Genomic DNA, 17,443 nt, shown 5'->3' with positions numbered 1-17,443 from the left:
TATGTCAAATAACCCTTATAACCAGGCGAAAACCACCGGCGAGCTGACTAAACAGGTCGCCAGCGTGCTGATTGACCGTCGTTTACGCTTAACCACCGCGGAATCCTGCACCGGCGGTAGCCTGGCGGCAGCGCTGTGCGCGGAAGCGGATACGGCCGCATTCTACGATATTGGCTTAATCACTTTTAGCGATCGGGCGAAACAGCAGCTTCTCGACGTCAACGCCTCAACGCTGGAGAAATATAGCGCCGTGAGTCGGCAGACCGTTGAAGAGATGTCCACCGGCGCGCTGGCGCGTTCCGGGGCGGATATCAGTATCGCCATTAGCGGATACGCGGGGCCGGACGGCGGCGATGACGGGACGCCTGCGGGGACCGTCTGGTTCGCGTGGAATTTTCGCGGCAGTATCGACGCGCATAAAACGCTGTTTTCCGGCGAGTGCCAGGATGTTGTGGAGAAAGCCGTACGCTATTCACTGGCGATGCTCATCGAGAAACTGCCCGGCTGGCAGAGCGCATAACGCTTTTATTACGGAGGTTTATATGGCAGTCATGGCGATCACTGGCGGTACTGCGGGAGTCGGTAAAGCAACGGCCCTGCGCTTTGCGCGGGCAGGCTATGACGTCGGCATTATTGCCCGCGATGGCCGAAGCCTTGAGGCGACGAAGCAGGAGCTCCTTCGTTGCGGCGTTCGGGTGCATACCGTGCAGGCCGATGTGGCAAATGCCGATGCGCTCTTGACCGCCGCCGGCGAAATCGAAAATCGGCTCGGGGCTATCGAGGTATGGGTCAATAACGCGATGTGTGCGGTGCTGGCGCCTTTCAGAGCGATGACCCACGACGAATTTAGACGGGTAACCGAGGTCACCTACCTCGGCTACGTCAACGGGACTCGCGCCGCGCTGGCGCTGATGACGCCCCGGGATCGCGGAGTGATTATCCAGGTTGGCTCCGCGCTCGCCTATCGCTCCATTCCGCTACAGTCAGCCTACTGCGGGGCAAAGGCCGCGATTCGGGGTTTTACCGATGCGGTGCGTACGGAGCTGATGCATGAAAATAGCGGCGTGAGTATTGCGATGGTACAGATGCCGGGGCTGAATACGCCGCAGTTCGAGTGGGCGCGCAATAAGTTTGCCTGGGCGATGCGCCCGGTGCCGCCGGTATTTCAGCCGGAAGTGGCCGCCCAGGCTATCTTCAACGTCGCGCGCCGGCCCGTACGCGAACTCTGGGTAGGGAGCAGCACGATTCAGTCCATTATTGGGCAATTTCTTTTCCCGGGCTTCCTTGACCGGCTGATGGTCAAAAAAGCGTGGGAAGGGCAAATGACCCGGCGCTTGAATGCCGACGACCGTCAGGACTATCTCGAACAGCCGGTCAGCGGATTGCATAAAACGCACGGGCGTTTTTCCTCTGAGGCGAAATATCGCGCCACCGCCATCACTTCCGGCGTGCCGGGAAAAGCGCTGCTGGGCGGCGCGGCAGCGGCGGGGGTACTTTTAGCAAAATGGTTTATCTCGCGTAAAAAACGCTAACGCAGCGCGCTACTGTTGGTCCAGAACCATCGATAGCCATATGCGCTAATCTCCAGCTTAGCGTGCTTACCGGGAGTGAGCGCGTCCGCGTAGGTTTTGTCGGCCAGGCAGGGCGTCCACACCGCCGCATAGATCCCTTTCGCGGTAAAACGCAGCGGTTTATCACTGAAATTAAGAAAGGCGATGACGCTGCGCTCGCGGTCATCGTAGCAGATCCCGAGAATCGCCTGCCGATCGGTGCTAATGATGCGGAAAGGCGCAACGGCGATTTCCGGGAATTCTGACCGCGTATTGGCGATATCAATAATACGGTGCAGGAGAGAATGGCGGTGCAGCAGGGAATCAGCGACGTTGACTTTCTGATAGCGAAACGGCCCCCGGTCGATCATGGGAGCCACAAACGTCTGCGGATCGGCTGCGGAGAAGCCGCCGCCCGCTGAACCGGCCCACTGCATCGGCGTACGCACCGCGTAGCGCTCTTCCAGCGCCAGGTCGTCACCCATGCCGATCTCATCCCCGTAGCGCATGATCGGTACGCCGGGCAGCGAAAAAAGCACGGCATGACAGAACGCCAGCCGCCGCCGGTCGCTGTTCAGCATGGGCGCCAGCCGACGGCGAATACCGCGCTGATAAACGTTCATCTCCTTATCCGGCGCGAAGGCATCCAGCACGGTCTGCTTGTTCTTGTTACCGATCCCTTCAAGATCCAGTTCATCGTGGTTGCGCAGCCAGTTTGCGAAGCAGCAGGCGTCAGGAGGCACTACCATTTTCTTGATGGCGTCGATCAGCGGGCGGGCGCTCTGGCTGGCGAGGCTGACGTAAAAATATTTGTTCAACCAGAAGTTAAGTACCATATTAAGTCGGTTATTATCGCCAAAATAGTCGCGATACTGCGCCACCTCAACGTCGACTTCGCCGAGCAGTATGGCCTGCGGATTATGTTGTTCAACCAGCCGACGCAGATGTTCCAGGAGCCATAGCCCGCGTTTCTCCTCGCCGCGTCCGGCCTGTTTCGTCAAATGCGAGGCGGCATCCAGACGAAAGCCGGAAACCCCCAGCTTCAGCCAAAAGATAACGATATTTTCGACCTCTTTGATCACCGCGGGAGAGGCCAGATTGAGATCGGGTTCATGGCGGTAAAACATATGGCGAAAATATTGCCCGGCTTCGTCATCCCACGACCAGATGCTCTCTTCGACGCCGGGAAACATGGGCGGCGTATTGTCATCATCGCTATCTGCCCACAGATAATAGTCGCGGAACGGCGAGCGACGGCTGCGCCGCGCTTGTTGAAACCAGGGGTGAGCGTCGGAGGTGTGCTGGATCAGCAATTCAATAATAACCTGCATGCCTAATTCGCGGGCCTGCTCGATAAAAGCAATGATATCCGCCAGTTGACCAAATCGCGGATCGACCTGCAGATGGTCGCTGACATCGTAACCCTCATCCAGAAACGGCGTCAGGTAGAAGGGCGTTATCCAGATCACCGTCGCGCCCAGTCGGCGAATATAGCGCAGCTTCGCCGCGATCCCGGCGATATCGCCGCAGCCATCGCCGTTAAGATCGTAAAACAGTGCTGAATCAATCTGATAGATAATGGCCCGCGTATGCCAGTCAGCCATAGCCCACCTCAGTGATAGCCTTCATTTCCGGAAACTTTGCCGCGGAATACGTAGTAGCTCCATGCGGTGTAAACCAAAATCACCGGAATGATAAGCAGGGTTCCTACCAGCATAAATAGCTGGCTGGCCGGCGGCGCGGAGGCTTCCCACAGCGTGATATGCGGAGGGATGATATTGGGCCACAGACTGATGCCCAGGCCGCTGAAGCCGAGAAAAATAAGCCCGAGCGTCAGGAGGAAAGGGCGGGCGTGGCTCGCGGGGTGAGCGCTCAGGCGCCAGATCCACAGGCTAAAGACGAGTACCAGAATGGGAACGGGCACAAACCAGTAGAAATTAGGCAGGGTAAACCAGCGTTCAGCAACGGACGGCCAGCCCAGCGGCGTCCAGACGCTGACCACGGCGATGACCGCCATCAGCGCCAGAAGCGTGTGGCGGGTCAGCTCACGCATGCGCTGCTGCAGCGCGCCTTCGCTTTTCATGATAAGCCAGGTGGTGCCGAGGAGCGTATAAGCCACCACCAGCCCTAAGCCGCAGAACAGGCTAAAGGGCGTCAGCCAGTCCAGCGCTGAGCCGATGAACCTGCGGTCGGCAACCTCGAAGCCGCTGATGACCGCGCCCACGACTATCCCCTGGCTAAAGGTGGCCAACAACGAGCCGCCCACAAATGAGTAATCCCAGAATTTTTGATGAGAGGGGGTGGCCTTAAAACGAAATTCGAAGGCGACGCCGCGAAAGATCAGGCCAATTAACATGGCGGTGAGCGGAATCGTTAGCGCATCGGTGATGACGGCGTACGCCAGCGGAAAGGCGCCGAATAGCCCCGCGCCGCCCAGCACAAGCCATGTCTCATTGCCGTCCCATACCGGGGCGACGCTGTTCATCATCACGTCGCGCTCATTGGCGTTGGGCACAAAGCTGAAGACGATTCCGATGCCGAGATCGAAGCCGTCCATAATGATATACATCAGCGTGGCAAACACTATGATGACAAACCAGATAACGGAGATATCGATGCCCATTAGCGAGTCTCCTCTTCAGGCACGGCCTCTGCGGCGGAAAGGGGGCGAGCCGGCGTACCGGAGGTTGTCGATGTCAATTCGCTGACGGGCTGAGGCCCTTTCTGAATCAGCCGGATAATGTAGTAATAACCTACGCCAAACACCGAACAGTACACCACGATAAAGACCAGCAGGCTGACGATCATTTGCGCTGTGCTGTGGAGAGAGACCGCATCCCGGGTGCGTAATAAACCATAGATGACCCAGGGCTGGCGTCCCGCTTCGGTCGTGATCCAGCCGGCCAACAGCGCCAGCAGCCCCGCCGGCCCCATCGCCAGCGCAAACCACTGAAAGGCGCGGGAGTGAAAAAGACGCTGCCGGTAGCGAAGCCACAGGCTCCATACGCCGAGGGCAATCATCAACACGCCCATGCCGACCATGATGCGGAAAGACCAGAAGACGATAAGGGAGTTTGGCCGATTCTGCGGCGGAAAATCTTTCAGCGCCGGGACCTGCTTGTTCAGGCTATGGGTGAGGATCAGGCTGCCAAGCGCAGGGATTTCCAGCCCGTATTTGGTGCGCTCTTCATCCATATCGGGCACGCCAAACAGCAGCAGCGGGGTGGCTTCTCCGGGTTTGTTCTCCCAGTGGCCTTCTATGGCAGCGATTTTTGCCGGCTGATGTTCAAGCGTGTTGAGCCCGTGCATATCGCCAACGATAGCCTGAACCGGCGCGACCAGCAGGGCCATCCACATCGCCATGGAAAACATTTTACGTATGGCCGGCGTATCATTGCCCCGCAGAAGATGCCAGGCGGCGGAGGCGCCGACGAACATCGCGCTGCTGAGAAAAGCGGCAATCGCCATATGGGACAGACGATAGGGGAAAGAAGGGTTAAAGATAATCGCCAGCCAGTCCTGGGGAATGACATGACCGTTTTCAATGGTAAAACCCTGCGGCGTCTGCATCCAGCTATTTGACGCGAGGATCCAGAAGGTTGACATCAGCGTGCCCAGCGCCACCATGCAGGTGGTGAAGAAGTGCAGGCCGGGAGGAACTTTGTTCCAGCCAAAGAGCATAACGCCTAAGAAACCGGCTTCGAGAAAAAAGGCGGTGAGCACTTCGTAAAGCAGCAGGGGACCGGTAATACTACCGGCAAACTGTGAGAAACCGCTCCAGTTGGTGCCGAATTGATAAGCCATGACCAGGCCTGAAACCACGCCCATGCCGAAATTAACGGCAAAAATTTTCAGCCAGAAATTATACAATGAGCGCCAGACGTCATCTTTTGTCCGCAGCCACATCCCCTCCAGCACCACCAGATAGCTGGCCAGTCCGATGGTAATCGCCGGAAAAAGGATATGAAAAGAGACGGTAAATGCGAACTGCAGCCGAGCCAGATTAAACGCGTCGAGTTCAAACATATTCCGGACCCCATCACAGAACAACCCCCCGAATTGAGCAGGGGGAAGTGATTAACAGCAGGTTATTGAGGATTAGGGCTTCTTCTTGCCTGCGCCGAGCTCTGCGCCGGTAAGAGGATCGCCATCCGGGTCGGATTGGGTTCGTTCCGCCATGGCTTTAACCAGCGCCTGCTGCTCGGCACTTAGCTTGACGCTGACGCCTCCGTCTCCGCCGTCGACTGCAGGCTGGGGATTCGCCACATACTCAAAGTGCCGATCGCTATTCCAGCTACCGCGAATGTCGTCGCCCTCTGACATATTGTAGTAGGTGCTGGCGTATTCATTGACGGGCGGTAATTTCCCCGGCGGATAGTTGTTTCTGATGGACTGGAGCGCTTTTTCGAAAGAGAGCTGATGAGCGGCTTCCCGGGTCATCAGAAAAGCCAGCGCATCCTTGACTCCGGGATCATCAGTGACGTTGATCAGGCGCTCATAGATGATTTTGGCTCGCGCCTCGGCCGCTACGTTGGAGCGTAAATCCGCGGTTGGCTCACCAATCGTATCAATATAGGCGGCGGTCCAGGGCACCCCGGCGGAGTTGGTCAGCGGCGTGCCTGCGCCATATAGCAAAGAGGTGATATGGCTGTCGTTACCGTTAGCGGTAAGCGAGCGGTACAGGTCGGCTTCGTTTTCCACGCCTTCCGCCAGGGCGCCTTTGGCCCCTTTATTGAGCATGCCAACCAGCGAGCCGATAATTTCAAGGTGGCTCAGCTCTTCGGTGGCTATGTCCATCAGCATATCTTTACGGCCCGGATCGTCATCGCTCAGGCCCTGAGTAAAATACCGGCATGCGGCGGCCAGTTCGCCCTGGGGCCCGCCGAATTGTTCCAGAAGGAGGTTCGCCAGTCCCGGATTCGGCTCGGCGACCCTTACGGTATACTGAAGCTGCTTAACGTGTCGGAACATAGGCTCTTATCCTTATTGCTTATTTTTTCGCTTCAACGCCTTCGGCTTCAGAGCGCAGAAGGAACTCTTCCGTTGTTTGCGGAATATGTTTCAGCAGCCAGTCGGCCATGGCCCGCTCTTCTGCCAGAATCGATTCGATAGCGGGGATTGAGGCGGTGTCGCCGGCTTTATTCGCGGCGGCAAGGAGGGAGGTATAACAGGCAATTTCAAACTGCTCAAATACATAACCGCTAATTGACCCTTTAACGATTTCATCGGAAGGGAACATCCCGCCAATGGATTGACCTAACGCGGCCATTTTGCTCATGGAATCCTTCAGCACCGAGCGTGATATATTATTACGGTCCAGAATCTCCTCCAGTACCGTAATTTGGCGTTTGGTTTCAGTTACGTGCTGTTGAATTCTGCTGCGCAGGTCAGGGTAATTATCGATGCGGCTCGCCATGGATTCCAGCATAGATTCTGCCTGCTTTTCCATTGCATGCGCATCGCGTAGCCAGTCGTGATAATGTTCAAGATAATTCATAATCAACTCCTTAATATTGGTTTACTCTCTGGCTATTTATTTTGGGCATCTTTATTAATATTGCCGACCGCCAGGTCAGTTAATTTAAGGTCGGTTGATTTTTCTTCTTCTAACGTTTCCGCTAAAAGTTTAACCGCTTTTTTATAGCCAAGCTGTTCTGCTAAAGTGGCGAGAGTGCCGTAGCTGGCAATTTCATAATGTTCAACCTTTTGCGCAGCGGCAATTAATGCCGCATCCCGCACTTCATTTTTCTCCGTGCTCTCAATAACTTCGTTAGCTTCTTCAATCAGCCCCTCCATCGCCACGCATTTCATCCGTTTAATTTTGATATCAGGCTCTTGTTCGACAATTTGGTCGATACGTTCAATTTGCCCCTGAGTCTCCTCCAGGTGGGCCTTGAACGCGGCGCTAAGCTGTTCGCTGGAGGCCGCTCTGGCGAGTTTCGCCAGGCCGCGGGTTAATTGTTTTTCTGCGCTATACGTATCCGATAAAAGATGAATAAAAACGTCTTCTATGCTCTTCATATTCATATTAATTACCTTTATAAACGGAGAATAACTGCGAGTCCGCAGACTCGCAGGTTACTCTTTTAGTTACAAGAGAATGAGGCGATTAATATCAGGAATTATCAGATTTACGCCCGCCGCCATGGCTATTTTGGCCGCCTTTTTTACCGGCCTCAGATGCGCGCTGCGGATCGTTTTTAAAGTTACCACCGCTGTGCTGACCGCCTTTACGTCCTGCTTCAGATGCTTTATCACGGTCTTCAGCGAAATTACCGGAACCACCACGATGTTCTGCCATATTTTCATACCTCTGTTGTTGAGTTTATGTCAGGAAGATACGCTTTAGGTACGTATCCGTTGTCGTTCAGAAATTAAATTTAGTCGTTATTTTTGAACAGTCAAACCGGTTTGTGGTGATATTTTTTGAAATACTCTGAATTGCACTGCTGTTACCGTTTCGCTTGTTTTTAATGAATGTCAGCATAACGGGTTATGATCTAACGAAAGATTTTTATTCGCGAGGGAATATCGGCGGGGCCGCTGCGTTAATAAATGCAGCGTAGACGCGGCGCAGGGCTTTACGTCAATTTACATAAGCGCGGGAAATAAGTTGTCGGAATGGTGAAAGATATTAAGGACACGACCGGGAAAAATCAGAAAATAGCGTATTGCCAGTGCTGAAAGTAATTTTCGGATATTTCAATGCGGGAGATAAAAGGCACCAGATCACGAGGCTGTGAAATGGTGCGTCCGAGTGGACTCGAACCACCGACCCCCACCATGTCAAGGTGGTGCTCTAACCAACTGAGCTACGGACGCATTATGGTGCGTTTAATTGGACTCGAACCAACGACCCCCACCATGTCAAGGTGGTGCTCTAACCAACTGAGCTATAAACGCATTATGGTGCGTTCAATTGGACTCGAACCAACGACCCCCACCATGTCAAGGTGGTGCTCTAACCAACTGAGCTATGAACGCAATGTTGCAGTGGCAACGGGGACGCATATTAGCGGGAGGGAGGGGTTGTGGCAAGAGGTAAACGTCACTTTTCTTCCAGATTTCTCACGATCGCAGAAGTTTTATCCATATTGGTTATATTTTACTGATGCAAAAGAATATTTCTTCACCAGCATGAGAAAACGGCGCTGAATCAGCGCCGTTGGATAGCGGCTTCGCTTCCGCGACGGTCTAGCGCGCCGCGCGTTGTAAAATGACGCTGGAAGGCTGACGCTGCAGGAAACGCATGCGCAGCATCATCATTACGGCGGCGGAGGTGAGGCCAATAATAAAGCCGCACCAGAACCCGGCGGGGCCCATGCGCGGTACCACGATATCGGTCAGCGCCAGCAGGTAGCCGCTCGGCAGTCCCAATACCCAGTAGGCGGTAAAGGTGATAAAGAAGATGGAACGCGTGTCTTTGTAGCCGCGCAGAATTCCGCTGCCGATCACCTGAATGGAGTCGGAAATCTGGTAGATCGCCGCCAGCAGCATCAGCTGGGACGCGAGGGTAACCACCTCGGGATTATCGTTATACAGCAGCGCGATTTGCTTGCGCATCAGGATGGTGAAAACCGCCGTGAAAACGGCCATGCACACCCCGACGCCGACGCCGGTTCTGGCCGAGGTCTGGGCCTCCAGCGTGGAACCCTGCCCGAGACGGAAACCGACGCGAATGGTCACCGCTGCCGCCAGCGAGAGCGGCAAGACGAACATCAGCGAGCTGAAGTTGAGGGCTATCTGATGCCCAGCGACGTCAACGATCCCCAACGGCGAAACCAGCAGCGCCACGACGGCGAAGAGGGTCACTTCGAAAAACAGCGCCAGCGCAATCGGCAGGCCCAGCTGTACCAGACGCTGGATGACGGCGAAATCAGGTTTACTGAAGCGCTCTGTGTGATGAATATCGCGCATCGAACGCGCGCGGCGCACCCAGAAGAGCATGCTGAAAAACATAACCCAGTAAACCGATGCCGTCGCCACGCCGCAGCCGATACCGCCGAGCTCCGGCATACCAAAGTGGCCGTAGATAAAAATGTAGTTCACCGGAATGTTGACCAGCAGACCGATAAATCCCATTACCATACCCGGCTTGGTTTTCGCCAGGCCTTCACACTGGTTGCGAGCGACCTGAAAGAACAGATAGCCGGGCGCGCCCCACAGCAGCGCCCGCAGGTAGCCGACCGCCTTCTCTGCCATCGCCGGGTCGATGTTATGCATTGAGCTGATAATGTAACCGGCGTTCCACAGCACGACCATCACCAGCAGGGAGACGAAGCCAGCCAGCCAGAACCCCTGGCGTACCTGGTGAGCAATACGCTCGCGACGGCCGGAACCATTCAGTTGGGCAATAACGGGCGTCAGGGCCAGCAGCAGGCCGTGGCCAAAGAGGATCGCCGGTAGCCAGATAGAGGTGCCGATGGCGACGGCCGCCATGTCGGTGGCGCTATAGCCACCCGCCATCACGGTATCGACGAAGCCCATGGCGGTTTGCGCCACCTGGGCGAGTATAACGGGTATAGCCAGTGCTAATAACTGACGCGCTTCAATAAAATACTTCTGCACGTAAACACCTTTATATTGTTGTTATTGGAGGACTAAAAAAGCCGCCATATGTGGCAGCAAGAAGAAAAGCAGAGGGATTTGCCAGACTATTGTAGCGAGGATTAGCCATTTAGCCAGTGAAAAAATTCCACTGCACGTTGTGCGCTGGCAACCTGTTTTGCCACCTGTTATTGTTCGTCATAGCCTAAAACGGTACTGATACCGTCACGAATTTATACAGGAGCAAAATATGTTTACCGGTATTGTGCAGGGGACCGCCAAAGTGGTGGCGATCGATGAAAAACCTAACTTTCGCACCCACGTCGTGGAGCTGCCTGAGCATATGCTGGCGGGGCTCGAAACCGGGGCTTCCGTAGCGCACAACGGCTGCTGCTTGACCGTCACCTATATAGACGGCGCGCGAGTGAGTTTTGACCTGATGAAAGAGACCCTGCGTATAACCAATCTGGGCGAGGTCGGCGAGGGCGACAGCGTTAACGTTGAGCGCGCGGCGAAATTCAGCGATGAAATTGGCGGTCACCTGATGTCCGGCCATATTATGACCACCGCGGAAGTGGTGAAAATTCTCACCTCGGAAAATAACCGCCAGATCTGGTTTAAGGTTCAGGACCCGACGTTGATGAAATATATCCTTTATAAAGGCTATATCGGCGTAGATGGGATTAGCCTCACCGTCGGTGAAGTGACGCCAACCCGCTTTTGCGTTCATTTAATCCCGGAAACGCTGCAGCGCACCACGCTTGGGGTGAAAAAGCTGGGCGATCGGGTGAATATTGAAATCGATCCGCAGACTCAGGCGGTCATCGATACCGTCGAGCGCGTGCTGGCGGCGAAAGAGGCGGCACTGAAAACGGCGGCCGAGTAAAAAATACCCCCGCGACGCGGGGGATATTTTTAGCGGGCCACGCGCAGGCCGTGTTCGGCCCCGCGAGAAAAAACCACCTGCCAGAGCTGAATATCGCGCGCGCGGAAAGCGCCAGCGCAGGCATTCAGATAATAGCTAAACATACGTTTGAAGCGTTCCGAGTAGTTGTCGGCGATTTCCGGCCAGCTGGTGAGGAAGCGCTCATACCAGGCCATCAGCGTCGTGTCGTAGTCGGCACCAAAATTATGCCAGTCTTCCATAACGAAATGCGATTCGCTGGCTTCGGCAATATGGCGCACCGACGGCAGGCAGCCGTTAGGGAAGATATATTTGTTAATCCACGGGTCAACGCTATGATCGGTTTTTTTCGAACCGATGGTATGCAGCAGGAAACGACCGTCGGGTTTCAGATTACGATCGACCACATCAAAATAGGTGGCGTAATTTTTAGGCCCGACATGTTCGAACATGCCGACGGAAACAATACGATCGAAGCTTTCGTGCAGGTCGCGATAGTCCTGGAGCAGGATGGTGACGTCGAGGTCCGCGCAGCGCTGCTGCGCCATTTTCTGCTGCTCTGCCGAGATGGTCACGCCAACCACGCTGACCTGGTAATGTTTGGCCATGTAGTAAGCCAGCCCGCCCCAGCCGCAGCCGATATCCAGCACCCGCATCCCTGGCTCAAGCTCAAGTTTACGGCAGATCAGATCTAATTTTGCCTGCTGCGCGTCATCGAGAGTCTGCGCGTCTTTCCAGTAAGCGCAAGAGTACTGCATATAGGGGTCGAGCATGCGGCTGAACAGATCGTTACCTAAATCGTAATGCTCTTTACCGACAATCCAGGATCGTTTTTTACTTTGCAGATTGAATAAGCGTGCGCTGGCGATACGCAAGGTATCTTTGAAATGATGGGGAAGCTGATTTTCCAGACCGGCGCGTAAAACTTTATGGAAAAATATATCCAGCCGCTCACAATCCCACCAGCCGTCCATATAGCTCTCGCCTAACCCCAGCGACCCTTCCTGTAAAACGCGCTTAAAAAAGAGAGGGTTTTTAATTCGCAGGTCGGAGGGAGCAGGACCATTAATTTCAATGCCCGCACGGCCTAATAATTCAGCTGCAATTCGGTACCAGTCATCATTTGGTACACTTACTTCTTCTATACACGATGAACTCATAGCTTCTCCATCACGCCCAAGTGATCAGAACCTTAAAACAGCGTAGACGCTTTTTTGGCTTTGTGAGAAATCTCACGGATAATCCGTGAGGCTGCTATCCGACGTAGAACAGAGGAAGGGAGGTAACCCTTGCCGAAAGGCCTTCCATGGTGAAACGGGATGCATCCTGCTCCCGTTAAAATCAATTAGTTTTCTATTTATGTGACGCCGGATCCAGTATAGGCCGCTAAAAACAGGCTTTCAACAAAAATATCTTAGCAAGCTAATTACTGGATCTTAGCACTATCAGCACATTACCTTAAGCATGTGACGATTTTGTTTCCAGATGCGCGGCTTTGTGCTGCATGCGGTAGCCCATCCCGGCCAGCACGATGGAGACCAGCATCACGCTGGTGGTCGTTTGCAGCGGGGTGGCAATCAGCGTCGAGACCAGCAGGCTGGTAAGGAAACAGAGGCCAAGCTGCAGGGTGTTTTGCAGCGCAGCGGCGCGACCGGTCGCCTGCGGGAATGGCTTCAGGGCCTGCGCGACGACGATAGGGTAAATACCGCCATTCACCACCGCCATGGCGCAGAACGGAATCATCAAACCAACGAGCGTGGCGTTTTCCCGCAGGCCTACCAGCCAGGTGGCGGCGACGCTGAGGGCGAAAATCGTCAGCAGCCAGGGCAGAATTTGCTGGCCCTGCCATTTTTGCAGCGCCGCGCGGCAGCCATAACCGCCCACCAGAAACGCGATAGTTTGCGGAACGTAGCTCAGGCCGATAACGGTCGGGCCATAGCCCATTTCATGAAGAATAAACGGCGACCCCGTCAGCCAGGCAAAAAAGCTGGCGGAACAGGCGGCGTAGATGAGCACGTTACCGCTATACTCGCGCGAGCGCAGCAGGGTGAGAAACGTGAGCTTCTGCTGGGCGCTGGCAACCGGTTTGTTCGCTGGCTTCAGGCGCAGGGCGGGCAGCATCAGCAGCAGGGTAATCGCGAACAGCACGGCAAAAATAGCCTGCCATTCAAAATGGACCAGCAGCCAGCTGCCGAGCAGCGGCGCCAGCGCCGGCGATAAACCGACCAGCGGCATAATGGCGGCGAAAATCCGGTTGGTTCTTTGCGCTGGATAATAATCGGTGACCATCGCCTGCCAGGTCACCGCGGCGGCGCAAACCCCCAGGGCCTGAATAAATCGCAGCGCGAGCATCAGGTTGGCATCGCGAACCCACAGCATCCCCAGACAGCCGATAGCAAAAATGGCCAGCCCGCTCAACAGCACCGGTTTGCGGCCATAGCGATCGGAAAGGGGCCCCCAGAAAAGCTGGCCCAGCGCAAAGCCTGCCAGGAACAGGCTCAGGCTAGCGCTGACGGAGGCCGCAGAAGTGTTCAAATCTTGTTGCATGGCGGCGAAAGCCGGAAGATACATATCGGTCGCCAGAAAGCCCAGTACGCTGAGTCCTGCCAGCCAGACTAAAAATCCTTTCCCAGGTTGTTGCATCATCTTCTCTTTTTATTGTTGCAGGTACGATGGCGCAGAGTGTAGGGAGTGCATTAAGGCTTGTGAAACGCTAATATTTGTCAGGTGAATTCAAAAATTTTGCAGGCAGAAAATGTGGTCCGAATACTCGCTTGAAGTTGTCGATGCTGTCGCCCGTAACGGCAGCTTTAGCGCCGCAGCGCAGGAACTGCACCGCGTACCCTCGGCCGTCAGCTATACCGTGCGTCAGCTGGAGGAGTGGCTGGCGGTACCGCTGTTCGAACGCCGTCATCGTGATGTGGAATTAACGCCGGCCGGCGTCTGGTTTTTACAGGAGGGGCGATCTGTTATCAAAAAAATGCAGATCACCCGCCAGCAGTGCCAGCAGATAGCCAACGGCTGGCGCGGGCAGCTCTCTATTGCGGTGGATAATATCGTTAAACCCACGCGCATGCGGCAGATGATCGTTGATTTCTATCGTCATTTTGATGACGTCGAACTGATTGTTTTTCAGGAGGTGTTCAACGGCGTCTGGGATGCGCTCGCCGACGGTCGCGTGGAGCTGGCCATCGGCGCGACGCGCTCAATTCCGGTAGGGGGCCGCTACGCCTTTCGCGATATGGGAATGCTGAGCTGGGACTGCGTCGTCGCGAGCCACCATCCGCTGGCCCAAATGGCCGGGCCTCTGAGCGATGACGTCCTGCGCAACTGGCCGTCGCTGGTCAGGGAGGATACCTCGCGCTCGCTGCCGAAGCGGACCACCTGGCTGCTGGATAACCAGAAGAGGGTGGTGGTGCCGGACTGGGATGCCTCAGAAACCTGTCTCTCCGCCGGACTGTGCGTCGGTATGGTACCCGGGCATTTAGCGCGCCCGTGGCTTGATAGCGGCGCATGGACGGCGCTGGAGCTGGAGAACCCCTTCCCGGACGCCGCATGCTGCCTGACGTGGCAGCAAAGCGATGCCTCGCCGGCGCTGCTATGGCTGCTGGATTACCTTGGCGATAGCGAAACGCTAAACCGGGAGTGGCTGCGGGCGCCGGAATGACCGACGCCGCGGGAAAGGTTAACGGCGATAATCGACAAACGGGCCGTCGGCCACGGAACGGCGCTCGACCAGGCGAGGGTGGACTTCAATCGACTGCGAGATTTCACGCTTATTAACGATGCGGTCCAGCAGCATGTTAAACGCCGCTTCGCCAAGAGAGTCTTTAGGCTGATGAATGGTGGTCAGCGCCGGGCTAAAGTAGCGGGCGTTGCGCACGTTATCATAACCGATCAGCGAAATATCCTGCGGCACGCGCAGACCCATTTCATCCGCCGCGCAGATGGCGCCCATCGCCATAATATCCCCGCCGCAGAAGATGGCCGTTGGGCGAGGGTGCTGGCCGAGAATTTGCTGCATGGCGCGGTAGCCGGATTCCGGCTCAAAATCACCCTGCACAATCCAGTTTTCCGGAACGCTAATCTGCGCCTCTTCCATCGCTTTCATAAAACCTGCCAGCCGGCCTGCGCCGGTGTTACGCTCCAGCGGGCCGGGGATCACGCCGATATCGCGATGCCCGCGCTCAATAAGGTAGCGCCCGGCGATATAGCCGCCTTCAAAGGCGTTATCGACAACCGAGTCGGTGAAGTCGGCTTTTGCCTCGCCCCAGTCCATCACTACCATCGGAATATGGCGATACTCTTCCAGCATGCTTAACACCGACTCCGGATACTCGGAGCACATCACCAGCAGGCCGTCTACGCGTTTCTGCGCCATCATTGACAGATAGGCGCGCTGTTTCTCCGGGTCGTTCCACGCGTTGCCGAGGATCAGGGTGTAGCCCTTCTGGAAGCAGCTCTTCTCGACGGCTTCGATAATCTCAGCGAAATAGGCCGCTTCGCTGCTGGTTGCCAGCAGACCAATAGATTTGGTGTGATTGACCTTCAGGCTGCGGGCAACGGCGCTGGGGGAGTAATGCAGTTCTTTTATTGCCGCCCACACCGCATTGCGCGTCTCTTCCGCAACGAATCGGGTTTTGTTAATCACATGTGACACTGTTGTAGTGGAAACGTTTGCGCGCTTCGCTACATCTTTAATAGTTGCCATTACTTCTCACTCCAGACCTTGACCTGATCGTCTGTTTATCGGTACGTAAACGTTTGCCTGTACACACCCTGGCGCCAAAATTGAGCATGGCATCACGTCGGGAAAACGACACAGAACGACAGGAAGGGGTCAATGGCCGATACGCTTTCAAATTAGCGTGGGATTTTGTCCGATCTTGGGGCAAAGGGGAAGAGCAAAAATGTGCATCACTCTAAATCTCGGAAGATTTTTACGCTATTCTGTGTAAAAATGAGCAAGCTCACTTTTCATGTGGGGATAATCAGGGGGAAAAATTGATGGATACAAATTTAAAGTTTTCGCTGACGACAACGATTATTGTTCTTGGTTTGATTGTTGCCGCAGGTTTGACTGCAGTACTGCACTAATTATGCGATTAAGGGAGAGGCCGCTCTCCCTTTCTCTCCGCCATTATTATCATTTTCGCAAAAATCTTTTGCCATTTCGTTCACTTTTGTTTTTCTGTGATTGATGTCATGCTTTTGACTTCTGATGAGATGCCGTCGCGGAAGGCGGCCTGATGGAGTCCCTGCATGAAAATCAATTTTCCCCTGCTCGCGCTGGCGATCGGTGCCTTTGGTATCGGCACAACCGAGTTCTCCCCGATGGGGCTATTACCGGTTATCGCTAAAGGCGTGGACGTTTCGATTCCGGCGGCGGGAATGCTGATTAGCGCCTATGCCATCGGCGTGATGGTCGGCGCGCCGCTGATGACTCTGCTGCTCTCCCACCGCGCGCGCAGAAATGCGCTGATCTTCCTGATGGCAATTTTTACCCTCGGTAACGTACTCTCTTCCATTGCTCCGGATTACACCACGCTGCTGCTGTCGCGCATTATTACCAGCCTTAACCACGGCGCCTTCTTCGGCCTGGGTTCGGTGGTGGCGGCGAGCGTTGTGCCAAAACACAAACAGGCCAGCGCCGTGGCGACGATGTTTATGGGGCTGACGATAGCCAATATCGGCGGCGTTCCCGCGGCGACCTGGCTGGGCGAAACCATCGGCTGGCGGATGTCGTTTCTTGCCACGGCGGGGCTGGGCGTGATTGCGATTATCGGTCTGTGGTTTTCTCTACCGAAGGGCAGCGCCGGCGAGCGCCCTGACGTCAAGCAGGAGCTTTCCGTGCTGATGCGTCCGCAGGTGCTGTCGGCGCTGCTGACGACGGTACTGGGGGCAGGGGCGATGTTCACGCTTTATACCTATATTTCTCCCGTTTTGCATACCATCACCCACGCCTCTCCGCTGTTTGTGACCGCCATGCTGGTGCTGATTGGCGTCGGCTTCTCGCTGGGTAACTACCTTGGCGGTAAGTTTGCCGACCGTTCCGTTAGCGGGACGCTGAAGGGCTTTCTGCTGCTGCTGATGGTTATCATGCTGGCGATCCCGCTGCTGGCGCAATCGCAGGTGGGTGCGGCAATCAGTATGGTGGTCTGGGGCGCGGCGACCTTTGCGGTGGTGCCGCCTTTGCAGATGCGCGTGATGCGCGTCGCCCACGAAGCGCCGGGGCTGTCATCATCGGTCAATATCGGGGCTTTTAACCTCGGAAACGCGCTGGGCGCGGCGGCGGGCGGCGCGGTCATCTCTGGCGGCCTGGGCTATGCCTTTGTCCCGGTGATGGGGGCGATTATCGCGGGCGTGGCGCTACTGCTGGTGCTGTTCAGCGGCCGGGCGCAGCCGGAAGAGGCGTTCGCCAACCGTTAATATTGCGTGAAGT

At 55.6% G+C, this 17,443-nt stretch carries 17 protein-coding genes and 3 tRNA genes; 6 read left to right on the top strand and 14 right to left on the bottom strand.

Features of this window, described 5'->3' with window-relative positions; genetic code table 11:
• Window position 1 precedes the first annotated feature (1 nt).
• On the top strand, window positions 2-520 hold the full coding sequence (locus tag FQK12_RS07090; RefSeq protein WP_014229617.1) for a 2-oxo-tetronate isomerase: 519 nt from the start codon (window positions 2-4) through the stop codon (window positions 518-520).
• Between the two features lie 22 nt (window positions 521-542).
• Window positions 543-1,532: an SDR family oxidoreductase gene (locus FQK12_RS07085; protein WP_014229616.1), complete on the top strand. Its 990-nt coding sequence runs from the start codon at window positions 543-545 to the stop codon at window positions 1,530-1,532.
• Here FQK12_RS07085 and FQK12_RS07080 read toward each other — a convergent pair.
• The 11 genes from FQK12_RS07080 to mdtK form a co-directional block, all read right to left on the bottom strand.
• Complete coding sequence (locus FQK12_RS07080) at window positions 1,529-3,154, bottom strand: alpha-amylase family protein (RefSeq protein WP_014229615.1); 1,626 nt, start codon at window positions 3,152-3,154, stop codon at window positions 1,529-1,531. The two genes, FQK12_RS07085 and FQK12_RS07080, sit on opposite strands and share 4 nt — an antisense overlap.
• 8 nt (window positions 3,155-3,162) lie before the next feature.
• Window positions 3,163-4,173: a cytochrome d ubiquinol oxidase subunit II gene (cydB, locus tag FQK12_RS07075; RefSeq protein ID WP_014229614.1), complete on the bottom strand. Its 1,011-nt coding sequence runs from the start codon at window positions 4,171-4,173 to the stop codon at window positions 3,163-3,165.
• Window positions 4,173-5,576, bottom strand: coding sequence for a cytochrome ubiquinol oxidase subunit I (locus FQK12_RS07070; RefSeq protein ID WP_014229613.1), 1,404 nt, complete (start codon window positions 5,574-5,576; stop codon window positions 4,173-4,175). The genes cydB and FQK12_RS07070 overlap by 1 nt, the downstream gene beginning before the upstream one ends.
• A gap of 72 nt (window positions 5,577-5,648) precedes the next feature.
• Complete coding sequence (locus FQK12_RS07065) at window positions 5,649-6,521, bottom strand: manganese catalase family protein (protein WP_014229612.1); 873 nt, start codon at window positions 6,519-6,521, stop codon at window positions 5,649-5,651.
• A 19-nt stretch (window positions 6,522-6,540) separates the two neighbouring features.
• Window positions 6,541-7,047 (bottom strand): ferritin-like domain-containing protein, encoded by a 507-nt coding sequence (locus tag FQK12_RS07060; protein ID WP_009653688.1) that lies wholly within the window; start codon window positions 7,045-7,047, stop codon window positions 6,541-6,543.
• A gap of 32 nt (window positions 7,048-7,079) precedes the next feature.
• On the bottom strand, window positions 7,080-7,577 hold the full coding sequence (locus FQK12_RS07055; protein ID WP_014229611.1) for a ferritin-like domain-containing protein: 498 nt from the start codon (window positions 7,575-7,577) through the stop codon (window positions 7,080-7,082).
• Between the two features lie 88 nt (window positions 7,578-7,665).
• The gene (locus FQK12_RS07050) at window positions 7,666-7,851 is read right to left on the bottom strand and encodes a general stress protein (RefSeq protein WP_004136767.1); all 186 of its coding nucleotides are present in this window, start codon (window positions 7,849-7,851) and stop codon (window positions 7,666-7,668) included.
• A 444-nt stretch (window positions 7,852-8,295) separates the two neighbouring features.
• Window positions 8,296-8,372 (bottom strand) — tRNA-Val (locus tag FQK12_RS07045).
• A gap of 4 nt (window positions 8,373-8,376) precedes the next feature.
• Window positions 8,377-8,453 (bottom strand) — tRNA-Val (locus tag FQK12_RS07040).
• Window positions 8,454-8,457: 4 nt separating this feature from the next.
• Window positions 8,458-8,534 (bottom strand) — tRNA-Val (locus FQK12_RS07035).
• Window positions 8,535-8,744: 210 nt separating this feature from the next.
• Window positions 8,745-10,118 carry an MdtK family multidrug efflux MATE transporter gene (gene mdtK / locus FQK12_RS07030; RefSeq protein WP_014229610.1) on the bottom strand — a complete coding sequence of 458 codons (1,374 nt, stop codon included), beginning with the start codon at window positions 10,116-10,118 and terminating at the stop codon, window positions 8,745-8,747.
• Between the two features lie 229 nt (window positions 10,119-10,347).
• Here mdtK and FQK12_RS07025 point away from each other — a divergent pair, with 229 nt between their 5' ends.
• Entirely contained in the window at window positions 10,348-10,983 is a 636-nt protein-coding gene (locus FQK12_RS07025; protein ID WP_014229609.1) for a riboflavin synthase, read from the top strand.
• Between the two features lie 29 nt (window positions 10,984-11,012).
• On the opposite strand, the gene cfa is transcribed toward FQK12_RS07025, so the two are convergent.
• A complete protein-coding gene (cfa, locus tag FQK12_RS07020; RefSeq protein ID WP_014229608.1) occupies window positions 11,013-12,161 on the bottom strand; it encodes a cyclopropane fatty acyl phospholipid synthase in 1,149 nt (382 codons plus the stop codon).
• Between the two features lie 298 nt (window positions 12,162-12,459).
• A complete protein-coding gene (gene punC / locus FQK12_RS07015; RefSeq protein ID WP_014229607.1) occupies window positions 12,460-13,644 on the bottom strand; it encodes a purine nucleoside transporter PunC in 1,185 nt (394 codons plus the stop codon).
• 112 nt (window positions 13,645-13,756) lie between these two features.
• On the opposite strand from punC, the gene punR reads away from it, so the two are divergent.
• Window positions 13,757-14,668: a DNA-binding transcriptional activator PunR gene (gene punR, locus FQK12_RS07010; RefSeq protein ID WP_014229606.1), complete on the top strand. Its 912-nt coding sequence runs from the start codon at window positions 13,757-13,759 to the stop codon at window positions 14,666-14,668.
• An 18-nt stretch (window positions 14,669-14,686) separates the two neighbouring features.
• Here punR and purR read toward each other — a convergent pair whose 3' ends face one another.
• A complete protein-coding gene (gene purR, locus FQK12_RS07005) occupies window positions 14,687-15,712 on the bottom strand; it encodes an HTH-type transcriptional repressor PurR (RefSeq protein WP_004851481.1) in 1,026 nt (341 codons plus the stop codon).
• A gap of 296 nt (window positions 15,713-16,008) precedes the next feature.
• On the opposite strand from purR, the gene FQK12_RS07000 reads away from it, so the two are divergent.
• On the top strand, window positions 16,009-16,098 hold the full coding sequence (locus FQK12_RS07000; RefSeq protein WP_049082851.1) for a YnhF family membrane protein: 90 nt from the start codon (window positions 16,009-16,011) through the stop codon (window positions 16,096-16,098).
• A 165-nt stretch (window positions 16,099-16,263) separates the two neighbouring features.
• The gene (locus FQK12_RS06995; protein ID WP_004851479.1) at window positions 16,264-17,430 is read left to right on the top strand and encodes an MFS transporter; all 1,167 of its coding nucleotides are present in this window, start codon (window positions 16,264-16,266) and stop codon (window positions 17,428-17,430) included.
• Window positions 17,431-17,443: the final 13 nt, after the last annotated feature.

Source organism: Klebsiella sp. ME-303 (genome assembly GCF_007910085.1).
Lineage (GTDB): Bacteria > Pseudomonadota > Gammaproteobacteria > Enterobacterales > Enterobacteriaceae > Klebsiella > Klebsiella michiganensis.
Note: the sequence above shows the minus strand (reverse complement) of the source record. Positions and strands in the feature narration are given on the sequence as shown.